This window comes from Dactylosporangium sp. NPDC051541 (genome assembly GCF_044454505.1).
In the GTDB taxonomy this organism is placed as follows: domain Bacteria; phylum Actinomycetota; class Actinomycetes; order Mycobacteriales; family Micromonosporaceae; genus Dactylosporangium.
Map to the genome: position 1 here is coordinate 116803 of NZ_JBITDU010000005.1, position 12797 is coordinate 129599.

Sequence of the window (12797 nt, forward strand, 5' to 3'; positions counted from 1 at the left end):
TCGTTTCCTTTGGTTGACTGGCGATCTACGGACCGGCCACCAGGTACTCGACCTGGTGCCCGGAGTTCACCGCCGCGCCGGTGTTGTTGATGACGTGCGAGATCGTGCCGGTGCCGCCGAGCGACACGGTCACCATGTCGTGGAACTTGACGCCCGCCTTGACCGGCGCCTCGAACGCGTGCGCGGCGACGACACCCGGGTTGACGTTGAAGTAGCAGTAGCTGCCCAGGCCCCACGCCTCGTGGGTGGTGACGCTGTCGGCGACCTTGTAGGCGGCCCAGCCCTGCGTGCCGCCGTTCATGAAGGCGGCCTGGTTCGGCGGGTCGTACGGCATCTCGTTCTGGTAGAAGTACGTCCGGCCGTTGTTGCCGTTCCAGATCGTCTGGTACTGCTGGAAATGTTCCACGAACAGCCCGTAGAACGTGACGTTGTTGCCGTTGACGACCAGCCCGTTCTGCGCGGTGTTGCTGGTCCAGCCCACGCCGGAGCCGTGGTCGGCGCGCCAGATCCAGGAGTGGTCGCCGATCACGTCGTTGCTGTTGATCCGCAGGCTGACCGTCGCCTTGCCGACCCCGGCGCCGCCGATGCGGAAGAACACGTCGGAGAGCGACGTCGGGTTGGACGCGTGACTCGCCGACGAACCGGAAGGGCCGATTTCCGCCAGTACCGCGGAGTTCGTCGTTCCGGCATCGAAGAGCAGCCCGGCGAGCTTGATGCCGTCCACGTCAGCGGTGCGCAGTGCGGTGATGCCACCGTCGGGCACGAGCGTGGCCAGGCCCAGCCCGAGGATCACGGTGTCGGCGCGGGTCACGTCGAGTGTCTGGTTGAGGTGGTACACGCCCGGCGTGACGAGCAGGTTCTTGCCGGCGGCGAGCGCGTTGTTCATGGTCGTCGCGGTGTCGCCGGGCTTGATGACCTGGAACTGGCTGATCGGCAGGCTGGTGCCGGCCGGGTTGCCGCTCGCCCAGCTGACCCCGGAGGAGTTGGTGCGCAGGGCGGGCACGAACACCTGGTAGGCGCCGGCCGAGTCGACGTACAGGAACGGCTTCTCCCGCACGACCGGGGCCGTGCCGACGGTCGTGTACGGCGGGTTCGGGAAGCTGTTGCCGGGCGCGCCGGTGGCACCGACGAAGACCTGGTTCCAGTTGGAACCGTTCCAGCTGCCCATCGCCGAGTTCCGGGTCAGCCACTGCTGCTGCGTGCCCGACTGGATCTGCCCGTCGACCTTGCTGTCGGCGATGAACCCGCCCGACGACCAGCCGCCGTCGGACAGCGCCAGGTTGCCGCGCACGTGCATCCGCCGGTACGGGGCCGCCTGCGACACGGCCCAGCGGTCGAGCCCGCCGTTCGGGGTGACGGAGAGGTTCTCGGCCGAGCGCCAGAAGTTCTGGGTCGCGTTCTGGGAACCGTCCGGCCACCAGTCGGCCTCCGCGTGCACGGCACCGTTGATGACGACCGCGTCCGGGGTGAGGCCGAGCCCCGCGACCTGCGTGTAGAAGCCGACGTTGGCGTCGACGTTGTAGGTGCCGGGCTTGAACAGCAGGGCATAGCGCTGGCTGCCGAACTGGTTGCTCACCTGGCCGTTGAAGACGCTCGTGAGCTTGTTCTGGATGGTGGCCTGCGACATCGACGGGTCGAAGACGGTGACGTTCGGGCCGAGGTCGGGGTTGTTCGGGTTGTTCGGCACGCCGGTGGCGGTCGCGGTCGTGGTCGGCTGGCTCGTCCCCCCGCTGAAGTTCCACTTCTGGTTGGCGCCGCCGCCGCAGGCCCAGAGCTGCAGCTTGGCGCCGTCGGCGAGGTTGTTGTCCTTGATGTCGAGGCACTTGCCGGACTTGGTGTTGATCAGGTCATGGGCCGCGTTGAGCGTCCACTTCTGGCTGGTCACCGAGTCGTAGCAGGTCCACAGGTGCACGACGGCACCGTCGGTGGTGGCGCCGCCCGCGACGTCGAGGCACTTGCCGAGCCCCTGGACCGACCCGTTGTCGGCGAGCGTCCAGGTCTGGTTGGCACTGCCGGTGTAACACGTCCACATCTGCGGCTGGTTGCCGTCCGCGGTGGAGCCGTTGGTGACGTCGAGGCACTTGCCGTTGGCCGAGCTGGTGATCTGCCCGGTGCTGGCGGCGGAGGCGGTGGTCATGGCGACGGCGCTGACCGTGCCGACGGTCGCGGCGGTGACCGCGATCGCGAGCAGCACGGAACGCCGCACTCGTGTGGGTGCGCGCATGGCGGGGTCTTCCTTTGTCCCTGTGGCGGAGGGGTGCTGTGGGTGAACCGCTTTTGGAGCAAGGGTGGGGTACCGCCAGGAAACAACCGACGAGCGCGCATGTCAATGAATGTCTGTAACTTTTTTTGACTCTTGGCCGAAGTAGTTTCTGAAACACACGTCAACGCTGGTCCGGGGCCGGCCCGGTGGAGCCGCGGATCACCAGCTCGGTGGCCAGCTCGATGTGGAGGGCGTCGAGATCCTGCCCGGCCAGCATCCGGCTGAGCAGCGACACCGCCATCCGCCCCATCTCACCGAGGGGCTGCCGCACAGTCGTGAGCATCGGCGTGGTCGCCTGGCTGACGTCGATGTCGTCGAACCCCGCGATCGAGAGGTCCGCCGGCACCCGCAGCCCCAGGTCGACGGCGGCCCGCAGCGCCCCGACGGCCATCTTGTCGTTGAAGCACACCAGCGCCGTGGGCCGGTCCGCCCGGTCCAGCAACTCCAGGGCCTGCACCCGCCCGGCCTGCACCGTCGGGTCGGTGACGGTCCGCAGCAACTCCGGCGGCGGGAAGACCCCGACCCCGACCAGCGGTGCGGTGTAGCCGGCCATCCGGTCGCTCATCGCCATCCAGCTCAACGGGCCGCCGAGCACCCCGACCTGCCGATGTCCGAGCTCCACGAGGTGCGCCATGAGCCGCCGAGCCCCGGCGAAGTTGGCCGCTGAGACGGCCGCGATGTTGCGCGGCGGCGCGGTGCGCGGGTCGACGACGACGAACGGGAAGCCGCGGTCCCGCAGCCGCTCCAGGTCCTCCTCAGGCTCCGGCGGCAGGATGAGGATCGCCCCCGTGACCTGCGGCCAGGCGGTCAGCGTGAGCAGCACATCGGTCCGCTTCCAGGCCGACTCCCCGGCGTCGACAATGGCATGCATCCCCTGCACGTCCAGGGCTTCGGTGACCGCCGAAACGATCAGCCCGAAGTAGTCCGTGAGCACATACGGGCACCGCACGTACACCCCGTTGTCAGCTTTGGGCACCCCCGCCCCCCGCCGCCGCGGCGCCCGTTTGCCGAGCCCACCCACGGCCTGCAGCACCCGGTCCCGAGTCTCAGCAGCAACGTTGGCCCGCCCATTGAGCACCCGCGAAACAGTCGCAATGGACAGCCCCGTCTGCGCCGCCACATCCCGAATCGTGACGCGCCCGTCCCGCTTTGTTTCAGTAACTTGTTTCATCGCCGATCACAGTACCGGCAGATGGCCTCTACGACCCCTGAGCATCGAGGAGGGCGATGAGATTCCGGCACGACGCTGGATCGAGGACTGGTCGTGGCGACATTGAACCGATCTTCGACTTTTCCAGTATTAAGAGGTGTGACCTCTTCGACCGCGGCGCATGCTGACCTCGTTCGGCGCTACTACGACCAGAACACAGCCGCGTTCGACCGGCTCGGGCAGGGCGGCGCGTCGATCCACCGTGCGGTCTGGGCGCCGGGGGTGCGGACTCGTCCCGAGTCCTTCCACTACGTCGACGAACTTATCCTCGCCGCCCTCCCCCTGCATTCCACCCAGCCCTCACAGCAACCGGCTGCGACCGGCCAGCTACCCACAGTGGTCGACCTCGGGTGTGGGCTCGGGGCCAGCCTCACGTACCTGGCCGGGAACGCGCCGATCAGGGGTGAAGGGCTCACGATCAGTCCCAAGCAGGCCGAGGGGGCCACGCGGCTGCTCAATGAGGCCGGGCTCGGGGATCGGGTGCGGGTCCGGGAAGGCAACTACCTCGACGTGCCCGCCGACCTGCACGGCACCGCGGACGTCGCGTTCTCCATCGAGGCGTTCCTGCACAGCCCGGACGCGTCCGGGTACTTCCGCGAGGCCGCCCGCGTGCTGCGGCCCGGCGGGCGGCTCATGGTCTGCGACGACTTCCTGACCCCCGCGGCGCCCGACGCGCCGCCGGCGCGGGCTCGGCGGCTGGCCGAGTTCCGGGACGGCTGGCGGGTCGGGTCGCTGCTGACGGTGGCGCAGGTCCAGGCCGTGGCCGCCGAGCACGGCCTGGAAATGATCCAGCAGATCGACCTGACGCCGTACCTCGAGCTGCGCCGGCCCCGCGACCGGTTCATCGCCGCCCTCGTCGCCGCCGGGCGGCCGCTGCGGCTCTCCGGCGAGTACTGGAAGATGCTGGCCGGCGGCGACGCCCTGCAGTGGTGCCTGCTCAACGGCCTGTTGAACTACCGCGTCCTCGCCTTCCGAGCCGGCGCCCGCTGAAGAAGCCGGCGCCCGCTGCAGAAGCCGGCGCCCGCTGCAGAAGCCGGCGCCCGCTGAAGAAGCCGGCGTCCACCAACTACACGAGGGATCGGATCGTGTCCATGGCCTTGAGCCGGTCCGACCCTTGACCCAGGAGGCCGTCGGGGACGATCAGTTCGTCCAGACCGATTCCCTGGTACTCGCTCAAAGCGTCCCGCAACACCGCAACCGATCCCCCGATGACCGGGAACGCCACGTCCGGCACCGGGCCGTCGACCACGACGAGCGCCTGCGCCGTGCGCGCGATCGACGCCGGGTCCCGCCCGGACAGCGCGCAGAACGAGTCGAGCACCGCCGACTTGTGCGCGATCAGGTCGGGCCGGCCCCACGTGTTCCACGCGTCCGCGTACTTCGCGACGATCCCCAGCATCCGCTTCTCACCGCCGCCCCCGATCAGGATCGGCAGCGGCGACTGCACCGGCTTCGGCTCGCACACGGCCCCGGCCAGCTGGTAGTACTCCCCCGCGAAGTCCGTCACCGGGCGCCGCAGCAGCCCGTGTAACACTTCCAGCGCCTCGACGAACCGGTCCAGGCGCCGCTTCACCGCCGGCAGCTCGATCCCGTACTGCTCGTGCTCGTTGACCTGCCAGCCCGCGCCGACGCCGAGCGTGAACCGGCCGCCGGTCACGTGGTCGAGGGTGGCCGCCATGTTCGCGAGGACGGCCGGGTGGCGGTACGTGTTGCCGTAGACGAGCGTCCCCAGCCGGACCCGCGGCACGACCGCCCCGAGCGCGGTGATCAGCGTGGCGCACTCGAGCATCGGGCCGCGCGGGTCACGTCCCGGCACCGCGTTGGGCATGAAGTGGTCGGCCACGTAGACGCCGTCCCACCCGGTCGCCTCCGCGTGCTTCGCCACCTCGAGGATGTCGTCGTACCGCTGCCCGGCCCCCGGCCAGATCGAAAGTCGCATGTGCTCATCTTGCCGCGAGCGCGATCTCCGCGTCGGTGCACACGGGCAGTCCCGGGTCCGGCTCGTTGTCGGCGCCGCCCAGGAAGTACACCTCCGGCACGAAACCCCAGACACCCGGGCGCTGGTCGCCCTGGGTCAGCGCCCACCAGGTGTGCCGCGCCGTGCCCCACCCGTACTGCGCCGGGAACGTGTAGCCGACCCCGTGCGTGTGGCAGCGGAAGTACTGCTCGCCGGCCTCGCGGTACAACTCGTTGCTCTCCGGCTCGGTGTCGGACCACGGCGAGCGGTAGACCGGGATGCGCGTCATGGCCGCACTGGTCTTGGAACTGTTCCACAGCAGTGGGCAGCGGTACGGCAGCGCCTGTTTCTTCGACTCCCGGGAAACCCACACGCAGGGTTGTCCGTCGCTCCCGCCCTGGCCGACCAGGCCGTCACTGCCCTGGGCCGTGCGGACCGACTGCGGCGCGGGCGCGGTCGGCGACGGCACCGGCGGCGCGTACAGCGGCTGCTTGCGGGCGACACCTGGAAATGTTTCACCCTGCGCGGCGACCGCCACCGCCGTGCCGAGCGCCACGGAAGCGGCGACGCCCGAGACGATGACGGCCAGCCACGCGGTCGGACCCATCCGGCTCATCGCGCACCTCCCCTCCAGCCCGAACGCTAAGGCCGAGAAAGACGGAACGCTATCGGACGAATACCCAACGCTCGTTCGGGGTCGTCAGAACGTGTACCGGTTCTGCGAATACGGCTCCTTACCGAACGCCCGAACGACCCGCGGCACCACCCGGAAGACCTCAAGCACCCAGGAAGATCGGGTTCGTCAGCGCGACCATCTGGTCGGCCGTGGTCGGGGTGGGCTGCGGGCGGCGCACCTCGGCGCGCACGTACCGCGCGTTGCGAGGGGTCGTCGTCCAGCTCACGGTGGCGTTCGCGGCTTCGGGCAGTACCCCCGCGCAACGCTGGCCCTGGTCGGTGATGATGCGGAACGCGCAGCCGGCGGCGCCACTGACGGCCAGGGTCACCGTCACCGGCGTGTCGTCGGACACCCGCAGCCGCTCACCGATACCCGCGCGGCGGCCGGGCGCGGTCGCGTCGAACGACAGGTCGACCGCCGCGGATTCGGCGATCCACAGGCGGCCCGCGCGGACACCGTCGAGGATGGCGCGGCGGTCCAGGCCCTGGGCGTACACCACGTTGTGCGGGAGGCCGACGACCTGGGGCTCACTGTGGGCGTCACTGTCACCGACGGCCGGAATCCAGTCGGCGCGGCCCTCGCGGGCGGCGGCGACGAGCAGGTTGTCCCAGCCGGCCAGGACGGCCTCGTCGTCGAGGGTCCACGGGCCGTTCCACACCTCGACGGCGTCGAGGCCGGCGTAGCCGAACTTCCAGCCGCAGGCCACGCAGGTCGCGAGCGGGTGGGCGGCGACGGCCAGGCCGCCGGCCCGGTGGATCTGCTGCACGAAGCGGGCCAGGGCGCCGTCGGTCGCGCGGTACCGCCAGTCGATCCACGTCCCCGCCGGCAGCCCGAGCGCGGTGTAGTGCCCGTTGCGGGTGGTGATCTCCTCCCCGTCGATGATGAGCAGGTCGGGGCCGGCGAACTCGCCCCAGACCCCGGCGGTGCTGGACGTGTTGTGGTCGGTGGAGACGATGAAGTCGAGCTTCCCGGCCCGTGCGGCCGCCGCGACCTCGCCCGGCTGGCGGCGGCCGTCGGAGTGCACGGTGTGCAGGTGCATGTCGCCGCGGTACCAGGCGGCACCCCGCCCGGTCGCGCGGGTGGGCGCCGGGTTGGGGCGGAACGCGGGCCCGTCGGGGCCGAACTCGAGCCGCACCGTGATCGTCCAGTGCAGGCCCTGCGGGTGCACGGTGTACGGGCCGAGGATGATGTGCCAGGTGCCGCGGCGGATCGGCCCGGGCAGGTAGCCGGGGGTGGCGTCGGACGCGGCGACGGTGAAGCCGGTGCGGAACCCGCCGGACCAGCCGCGGAACCCGCGCTCGTCGCCGAGGGCGATGCCGTGCTCATCGAACAGGCCGATGTCGAGGGCGTTGCCGTTCTGCCCGGCCGGGGCGGCGGGGCGGTCGTAGGTGTACTCCACGGTGAGCCGGTTGACCCCGGCCGGGATCTCGAGCGGTACGTACACCCAGTCCGGTGCACCATACGGAATGTGACCGGTGATCGTGCGCGTGACCGGCGTGGCTTCGGCCGAGGCCGGCAGCGCGACCGGGTCGAGCACGACGGCTCCGCCGGCGAGGCCGGCCGCGGTGGTGAGCAGCAGTTGACGACGATCCATATATGGCAGCCTGGCCCACGCGGGTGGCCACCGGGTGACGAGGTTTTGACTTCCGCCGGTCCGGGCACATCCGCGGTGTCGGAAAGTAAATGTTACTGGTGCAGGAGGCACTCGTGACTGTCGCTGGCTTCTTCTCCGCGCTGATCGTCGGCATCGTCATCGGCGCACTGGGGCGCCTGGTCGTGCCCGGCAAGCAGAACATCCCGATCTGGCTCACGATCGTCATCGGCGTCGTGGCCGCGATCATCGGCACCGCGATCGCCCGGGCCATCGGCGTCGCCGATACGTCCGGCGTCGACTGGACCGAGATCGTCATCCAGGTCGTGCTGGCCGCCCTCGGCGTCTGGGCCGTGGCCGGCTTCTACAGCCGCCGCTCGGCCCGTTAGCACATCCCCCAACAGTCACAAATCGCCCAAAAAACCGCTCGACCTACCAAGGGCGCAAAACGGAAAAAGCCACAAACGGCAAGGCAGAGGATTCCGAGGCCGCTTCGCTCCCGCCCCGGGCAGGGGGCTCCGCGCCCCCCACACCCCCGGCCGCGGTCGACTGCGACAAGGAGCACCCGACCCCGGGTGCTCCTTGTTTCACGTCCGCCACACCGAAACCCGCTCCCGGTGACAGGCCACCAGCGTGGCGGTCGCGATGCACTGCGGCGCGGCCGGCCAGTGCTCCGTGCGCCCCAGCACCGTCACCGCGCCGGTGTCCAGGTCCAGCCGGGCGATCAGCGACCCACCGGGGTTCCGCCCGGTGACGAGGACGGCCCGACCGGGCAGCGCCGCCACGACGTCCCACGCACCGAACCGCCGCACGATCCGCCCGGTAGCGGCGTCCACGACGACGGCGCCGACCGCGGGGTCGGCCGCGTTCGGGGTCGGCACGGTCGCCCACATGTGCCCCGCGTCGAACGGTCCGAGGTCGGCCCAGCCGGACAGGCTCCACCGCTCGGCCCCGGTGTCCGGGTCGACGACCGTGGTCCGCCCGACGCTGCCGGTGCACAGCAGGGCCCCGCACCACCACAGCCCGCCACCGGCCGCCATGGTGGTGTGCCGCCACAGCCGCCGCCCGCTCGTCAGGTCGAACACGGCGGTGTTCAGCAGCGTGCTGCGCTCGAAGCTGTAGGCGAGCAGCCGCTCCCCGGAGATGTCGAACCCGTCGATCGCCCCGAGGTCGGGCAGCGACACCGTGCGCGTGACCGCGGCGGTGGCGGCGTCCCGGATGCGCAGCGTCCCACCGGCGTCGAGGTCGGCGATCTCGACCCGCCCACCGGCGCCCGCCAGGACCCGCCGGAACGACGGTGTGGCGAGCTCCCACCGCACCGCCCCCGTGCCCAGGTCGAGACCGAGCAGGCGCTCGCCCGCCCGCGCGATCAGGACACCGCCGGTGGAGGCGGCCGTCGCCTGGAGCCCGTCCCGCCGCCAGACCTCGGCCCCGGTGGCGGCGTCGAGCCCGACGAGCGCGGACGGCCCGGCGACGACCACCCGGCCACCGGCCGCGGTGACCAGCTGTGTGCCGGCCTCGACCGGCACGCTCCAGCGCCGATCGCCGGCCGGCATCCGGTACGCGGCCACGGCGGTCCGCAGCATCAGGACCAGCGCGTCACCGTCGGCCCGCAGGTCGCCGATCCCGTCGCCGTCCAGCACCACGACCGGCGCCGGCGGCGTGACCGGCCCACCGCTCGGCACCGGCACCAGCAGCGCGACCAGCAGCACCGGCACCCACCAGCGCCGCCGGGCGGCCCGCGGGGGCGTCGGCGGCCCGGCCGGGCCCGGGAGGTCGAGGTCGATCACCACGTCAGTATTGTTTCTGCAACGCACCACAAGTGCGCCCCGACTGGGCGCCGATTGTTCAGCATCCGGCCCTAGCGTCCGGGGTCATGGCTTCAGTCGATCGTCGTACATTTCTGCAGCTCGCGGCGGCCGCCGCCGTGCCGCTGCCGTTCGAGCAGGCCCTGTCGATCCCGGCGCACAACCGGCACGGGTCGATCGAGGACGTCGAGCACATCATCTTCCTGATGCAGGAGAACCGCTCGTTCGACCACTACTTCGGCGCGCTGCGCGGCGTGCGCGGCTACGCCGACCCGCACCCGGTCAAGCTGCCGAACGGCAAGTCGGTCTTCCACCAGCCGAACGGTGCCGGCGAGGTCCTGCCGTTCCGGCCCGAGGTCAAGGACATGGGCAAGACGTTCCTGCCGGACCCGCCGCACGGCTGGAACGACACGCACGGCGCGTGGAACAACGGCCGCTACGACGGCTGGGTGCCCAACAAGGGCGTCACCACGATGACCATGCACACCCGCAAGGACCTGCCGTACCAGTACGCCCTCGCGGACGCGTTCACGGTGTGCGACAACTACCACTGCTCGCTCCTGGGACCGACCGACCCCAACCGGTACCACATGTGGAGCGGTTGGGTCGGCAACGACGGCCAGGGCGGCGGGCCGGTGATCACCAACGCCGAGGCGGGCTACGACTGGTCGACCTATCCGGAGCGCCTCGACCGGGCCGGCATCCCCTGGAAGGTCTACCAGGACGTCGGCCTCGGGCTCACCGCCGACGGGTTCTGGGGCTGGACCAGCGACCCGTTCATCGGCAACTACGGCGACAACTCGCTGCTGTACTTCCACCAGTACCAGAACGCCGCGCCCGGCACGCCCCTGGCGAAGGCCAAGCAGGGCACCGAGATCAACACGCAGGGCCGCAGCCCCGACGCGCTCCTCGCGGACTTCCGCGCTGACGTCGAGCACGGCCGGCTCCCGGCCGTCTCCTGGATCGTCGCGCCCGAGGCCTACACCGAGCACCCGAACTGGGAGCCCGACTACGGCACCTGGTACGTGTCGCAGGTCATCGACATCCTCGCCAAGCACCCCGAGGTGTGGAGCAAGATGGCCCTGTTCATCACCTACGACGAGGAGGGCGGCTTCTTCGACCACCTCGTGCCGCCGACCCCGCCCGCGACCCGGGCCGAGGGCCTGTCGACGGTCCCGGTGACGAACGAGATCTACCCCGGCTCCGCCGACCACCCGGCCGGCCCCTACGGCCTGGGCGTGCGGGTACCGATGATCATCGTTTCGCCGTGGACCCGCGGCGGCTACGTCAACTCGGAGCTGTTCGACCACACGTCGCTGATCCAGTTCCTGGAGCGCCGCTTCGCCAACGGCCGCCAGGACCTCGTCGAGTCGAACATCACCCCGTGGCGCCGGGCCGTCACCGGCGACCTGACCTCGGCGTTCGACTTCAAGGACCCCAACACGTCGCGCCGCGTCGACCTGCCCGGCACCGGCGACCTGAAGCCCGCCGACCTGACCCGCCGGCCCGACCAGGTGCCGGTCCCGCCGGCCGCGGGCCAGGTCCCGGCCCAGGAGCGCGGCGTCCGCCCGGCCCGCGCCCTGCCCTACGCCCTGCACGCCGACGGCCGCCCGTCCGCGGGCGCGTTCGCGGTCGACTTCCGCAACTGCGGCCAGGCGACCGGCGTCTACCAGGTCCGCTCGGCCGACGCCGCCACCGCCCCGCGCACCTACACGGTCGAGCCCAACAAGCAGGTCACCGACGTGTGGCCGGCCGACAAGGGCTTCGACCTGGAGGTACACGGCCCGAACGGCTTCTTCCGCCGCTTCGCCGCCGGCCCGCACCACCCGGGCGTGACGGTCCGCGCCCGTTACGACACGCACGGCCAGGACCTCGTCCTCGAGTTCGCCAACAAGGGCGCGAAGCGCGTCGAACTGACCGTCGCCGACCGCTACACCGGCCACCCGCTGCGGTTGTCGCTGCGCGCCGGAGAGACCAGGACCCAAGATTGCTCACTGCGCAAGAGCCGCGGTTGGTACTCCCTGTCGATCGCGATCCCCGGCGAGCCCGCGTTCGCGGTCGAGTACGCCGGCCACGTCGAGAACGGCGAGGAGTCGATCAGCGACCCGCTCATGGGCGGCGTGATCTAGGAAGCGGAGTCCGGGCCGACGCCGTCAGGCCGAGGCCCGGACCACCAGCTCCGGGTTGAAGATCACCGAGCGGGGGGTGCGCTGGGGCTCGCGGATGCGGGTCATGAGCAGCTGCGCCATCTCCCCCGCCATCTCCTCGACCGGCTGGCGGACCGTCGTCAGCGGCGGGTGGCACTCCAGGGCGGCCGTGCTGTCGTCGAAGCCGATGACCGCCACCTCGTCGGGCACCTTGCGGCCGGTCTCCTGCACGACCCGCAGGGCCCCGTCGGCCATCAGGTCGTTGGCGACGAAGATCCCGTCGACGTCGGCGTGCTCGGCCAGCAGGCGGCGGGCGGCGCGCTCACCGCCGGAGCGGGTGAAGTCGCCCTCGACGTGCCGCGGCTCCAGGCCGTGGGCGCGCACGGACTGCTCGAAGGCGGCCAGGCGGTCCTGCGCGGCCGGCATGTCCAGCGGGCCGGTGATCGTGGCCAGGCAGCGGCGGCCGAGGCCGGCCAGGCGGTCGACGGCCAGCTGCACCCCGGCGCGCTGGTCGACGTCGACGAAGCTGATGGTGACCGGATGGCCGGGGCGGCACGACAGCACGACCGGCACGCCGAGCTCGACCAGCTGGCCCGGGAGCGGGTCGTCCACGTGACTGGAGATCAGCAGCGCCCCGTCGACGTGGCCCTGGCGGAGGTACCGCAGCAGATGGGGGCGCGCGGGCGGGTCGGCGAGGAAGATGACCAGGTGGATGCCGAGGGGGCGGAGGACCTCCTGGGCGCCGGCGGTGATGCGGCCCAGGAACGGGTCGGTGAACATCCGGGTCAGGAACGGGGTGGAGTACCCCCGGTTCTCCGGCTCCGAAACCACCAGCGCGATCGAGTCCGTCCGGCCCGTGACCAGGGAGCGGGCGGCCAGGTTGGGCACGTACCCGGTCGCGGCGATGGCCCGCTCGACCGTCCGGCGCAGCTCCGGGTCGACGGTCTGCACACCGTTGATGACCCGGGACACCGTGGCGCGTGACACTCCTGCGTAGTTGGCGACCTGCTCGAGAGTGGGCGGTCGCGAGTCGCTGCCCGTCATGGTTGCCACGGTAGATCGTGCCCCGTTGTGATGAGGAGCCGCGGGTGGACGGACCTTCATGTCACGTCCACCCGCGGCCAGTTCAATCGGTGTCGAGCGGT

General features: G+C 71.1%; 10 protein-coding genes. 3 read left to right on the forward strand and 7 right to left on the reverse strand.

The window, feature by feature from the left end:
- Nucleotides 1-25: 25 nt before the first annotated feature.
- Both ACIA8L_RS24375 and ACIA8L_RS24380 read right to left on the reverse strand, forming a co-directional pair.
- Nucleotides 26-2224 carry a ricin-type beta-trefoil lectin domain protein gene (locus ACIA8L_RS24375; protein WP_395908248.1) on the reverse strand — a complete coding sequence of 733 codons (2199 nt, stop codon included), beginning with the start codon at nucleotides 2222-2224 and terminating at the stop codon, nucleotides 26-28.
- Nucleotides 2225-2384: 160 nt separating this feature from the next.
- Nucleotides 2385-3383 (reverse strand): LacI family DNA-binding transcriptional regulator, encoded by a 999-nt coding sequence (locus tag ACIA8L_RS24380; protein WP_395908251.1) that lies wholly within the window; start codon nucleotides 3381-3383, stop codon nucleotides 2385-2387.
- A gap of 189 nt (nucleotides 3384-3572) precedes the next feature.
- Between ACIA8L_RS24380 and ACIA8L_RS24385 the strand changes: the two genes are divergently transcribed.
- Nucleotides 3573-4463: an SAM-dependent methyltransferase gene (locus tag ACIA8L_RS24385; protein ID WP_395908252.1), complete on the forward strand. Its 891-nt coding sequence runs from the start codon at nucleotides 3573-3575 to the stop codon at nucleotides 4461-4463.
- Between the two features lie 76 nt (nucleotides 4464-4539).
- On the opposite strand, the gene ACIA8L_RS24390 is transcribed toward ACIA8L_RS24385, so the two are convergent.
- The 3 genes from ACIA8L_RS24390 to ACIA8L_RS24400 form a co-directional block, all read right to left on the reverse strand.
- Nucleotides 4540-5412, reverse strand: coding sequence for a TIGR03560 family F420-dependent LLM class oxidoreductase (locus ACIA8L_RS24390; protein WP_395908255.1), 873 nt, complete (start codon nucleotides 5410-5412; stop codon nucleotides 4540-4542).
- 4 nt (nucleotides 5413-5416) lie between these two features.
- Nucleotides 5417-6046, reverse strand: a complete 630-nt coding sequence (locus tag ACIA8L_RS24395; protein WP_395908258.1) for a hypothetical protein — start codon at nucleotides 6044-6046, stop codon at nucleotides 5417-5419.
- Nucleotides 6047-6206: 160 nt separating this feature from the next.
- On the reverse strand, nucleotides 6207-7700 hold the full coding sequence (locus ACIA8L_RS24400) for a CehA/McbA family metallohydrolase (protein WP_395908260.1): 1494 nt from the start codon (nucleotides 7698-7700) through the stop codon (nucleotides 6207-6209).
- A 113-nt stretch (nucleotides 7701-7813) separates the two neighbouring features.
- Here ACIA8L_RS24400 and ACIA8L_RS24405 point away from each other — a divergent pair, with 113 nt between their 5' ends.
- Complete coding sequence (locus ACIA8L_RS24405) at nucleotides 7814-8086, forward strand: GlsB/YeaQ/YmgE family stress response membrane protein (RefSeq protein WP_395908263.1); 273 nt, start codon at nucleotides 7814-7816, stop codon at nucleotides 8084-8086.
- A gap of 198 nt (nucleotides 8087-8284) precedes the next feature.
- On the opposite strand, the gene ACIA8L_RS24410 is transcribed toward ACIA8L_RS24405, so the two are convergent.
- Nucleotides 8285-9490 (reverse strand): PQQ-binding-like beta-propeller repeat protein, encoded by a 1206-nt coding sequence (locus ACIA8L_RS24410; protein WP_395908266.1) that lies wholly within the window; start codon nucleotides 9488-9490, stop codon nucleotides 8285-8287.
- An 83-nt stretch (nucleotides 9491-9573) separates the two neighbouring features.
- On the opposite strand from ACIA8L_RS24410, the gene ACIA8L_RS24415 reads away from it, so the two are divergent.
- Nucleotides 9574-11634, forward strand: coding sequence for a phosphocholine-specific phospholipase C (locus ACIA8L_RS24415; RefSeq protein ID WP_395908269.1), 2061 nt, complete (start codon nucleotides 9574-9576; stop codon nucleotides 11632-11634).
- Between the two features lie 24 nt (nucleotides 11635-11658).
- On the opposite strand, the gene ACIA8L_RS24420 is transcribed toward ACIA8L_RS24415, so the two are convergent.
- Nucleotides 11659-12696, reverse strand: coding sequence for a LacI family DNA-binding transcriptional regulator (locus tag ACIA8L_RS24420; protein ID WP_395908272.1), 1038 nt, complete (start codon nucleotides 12694-12696; stop codon nucleotides 11659-11661).
- Nucleotides 12697-12797 lie beyond the last annotated feature (101 nt).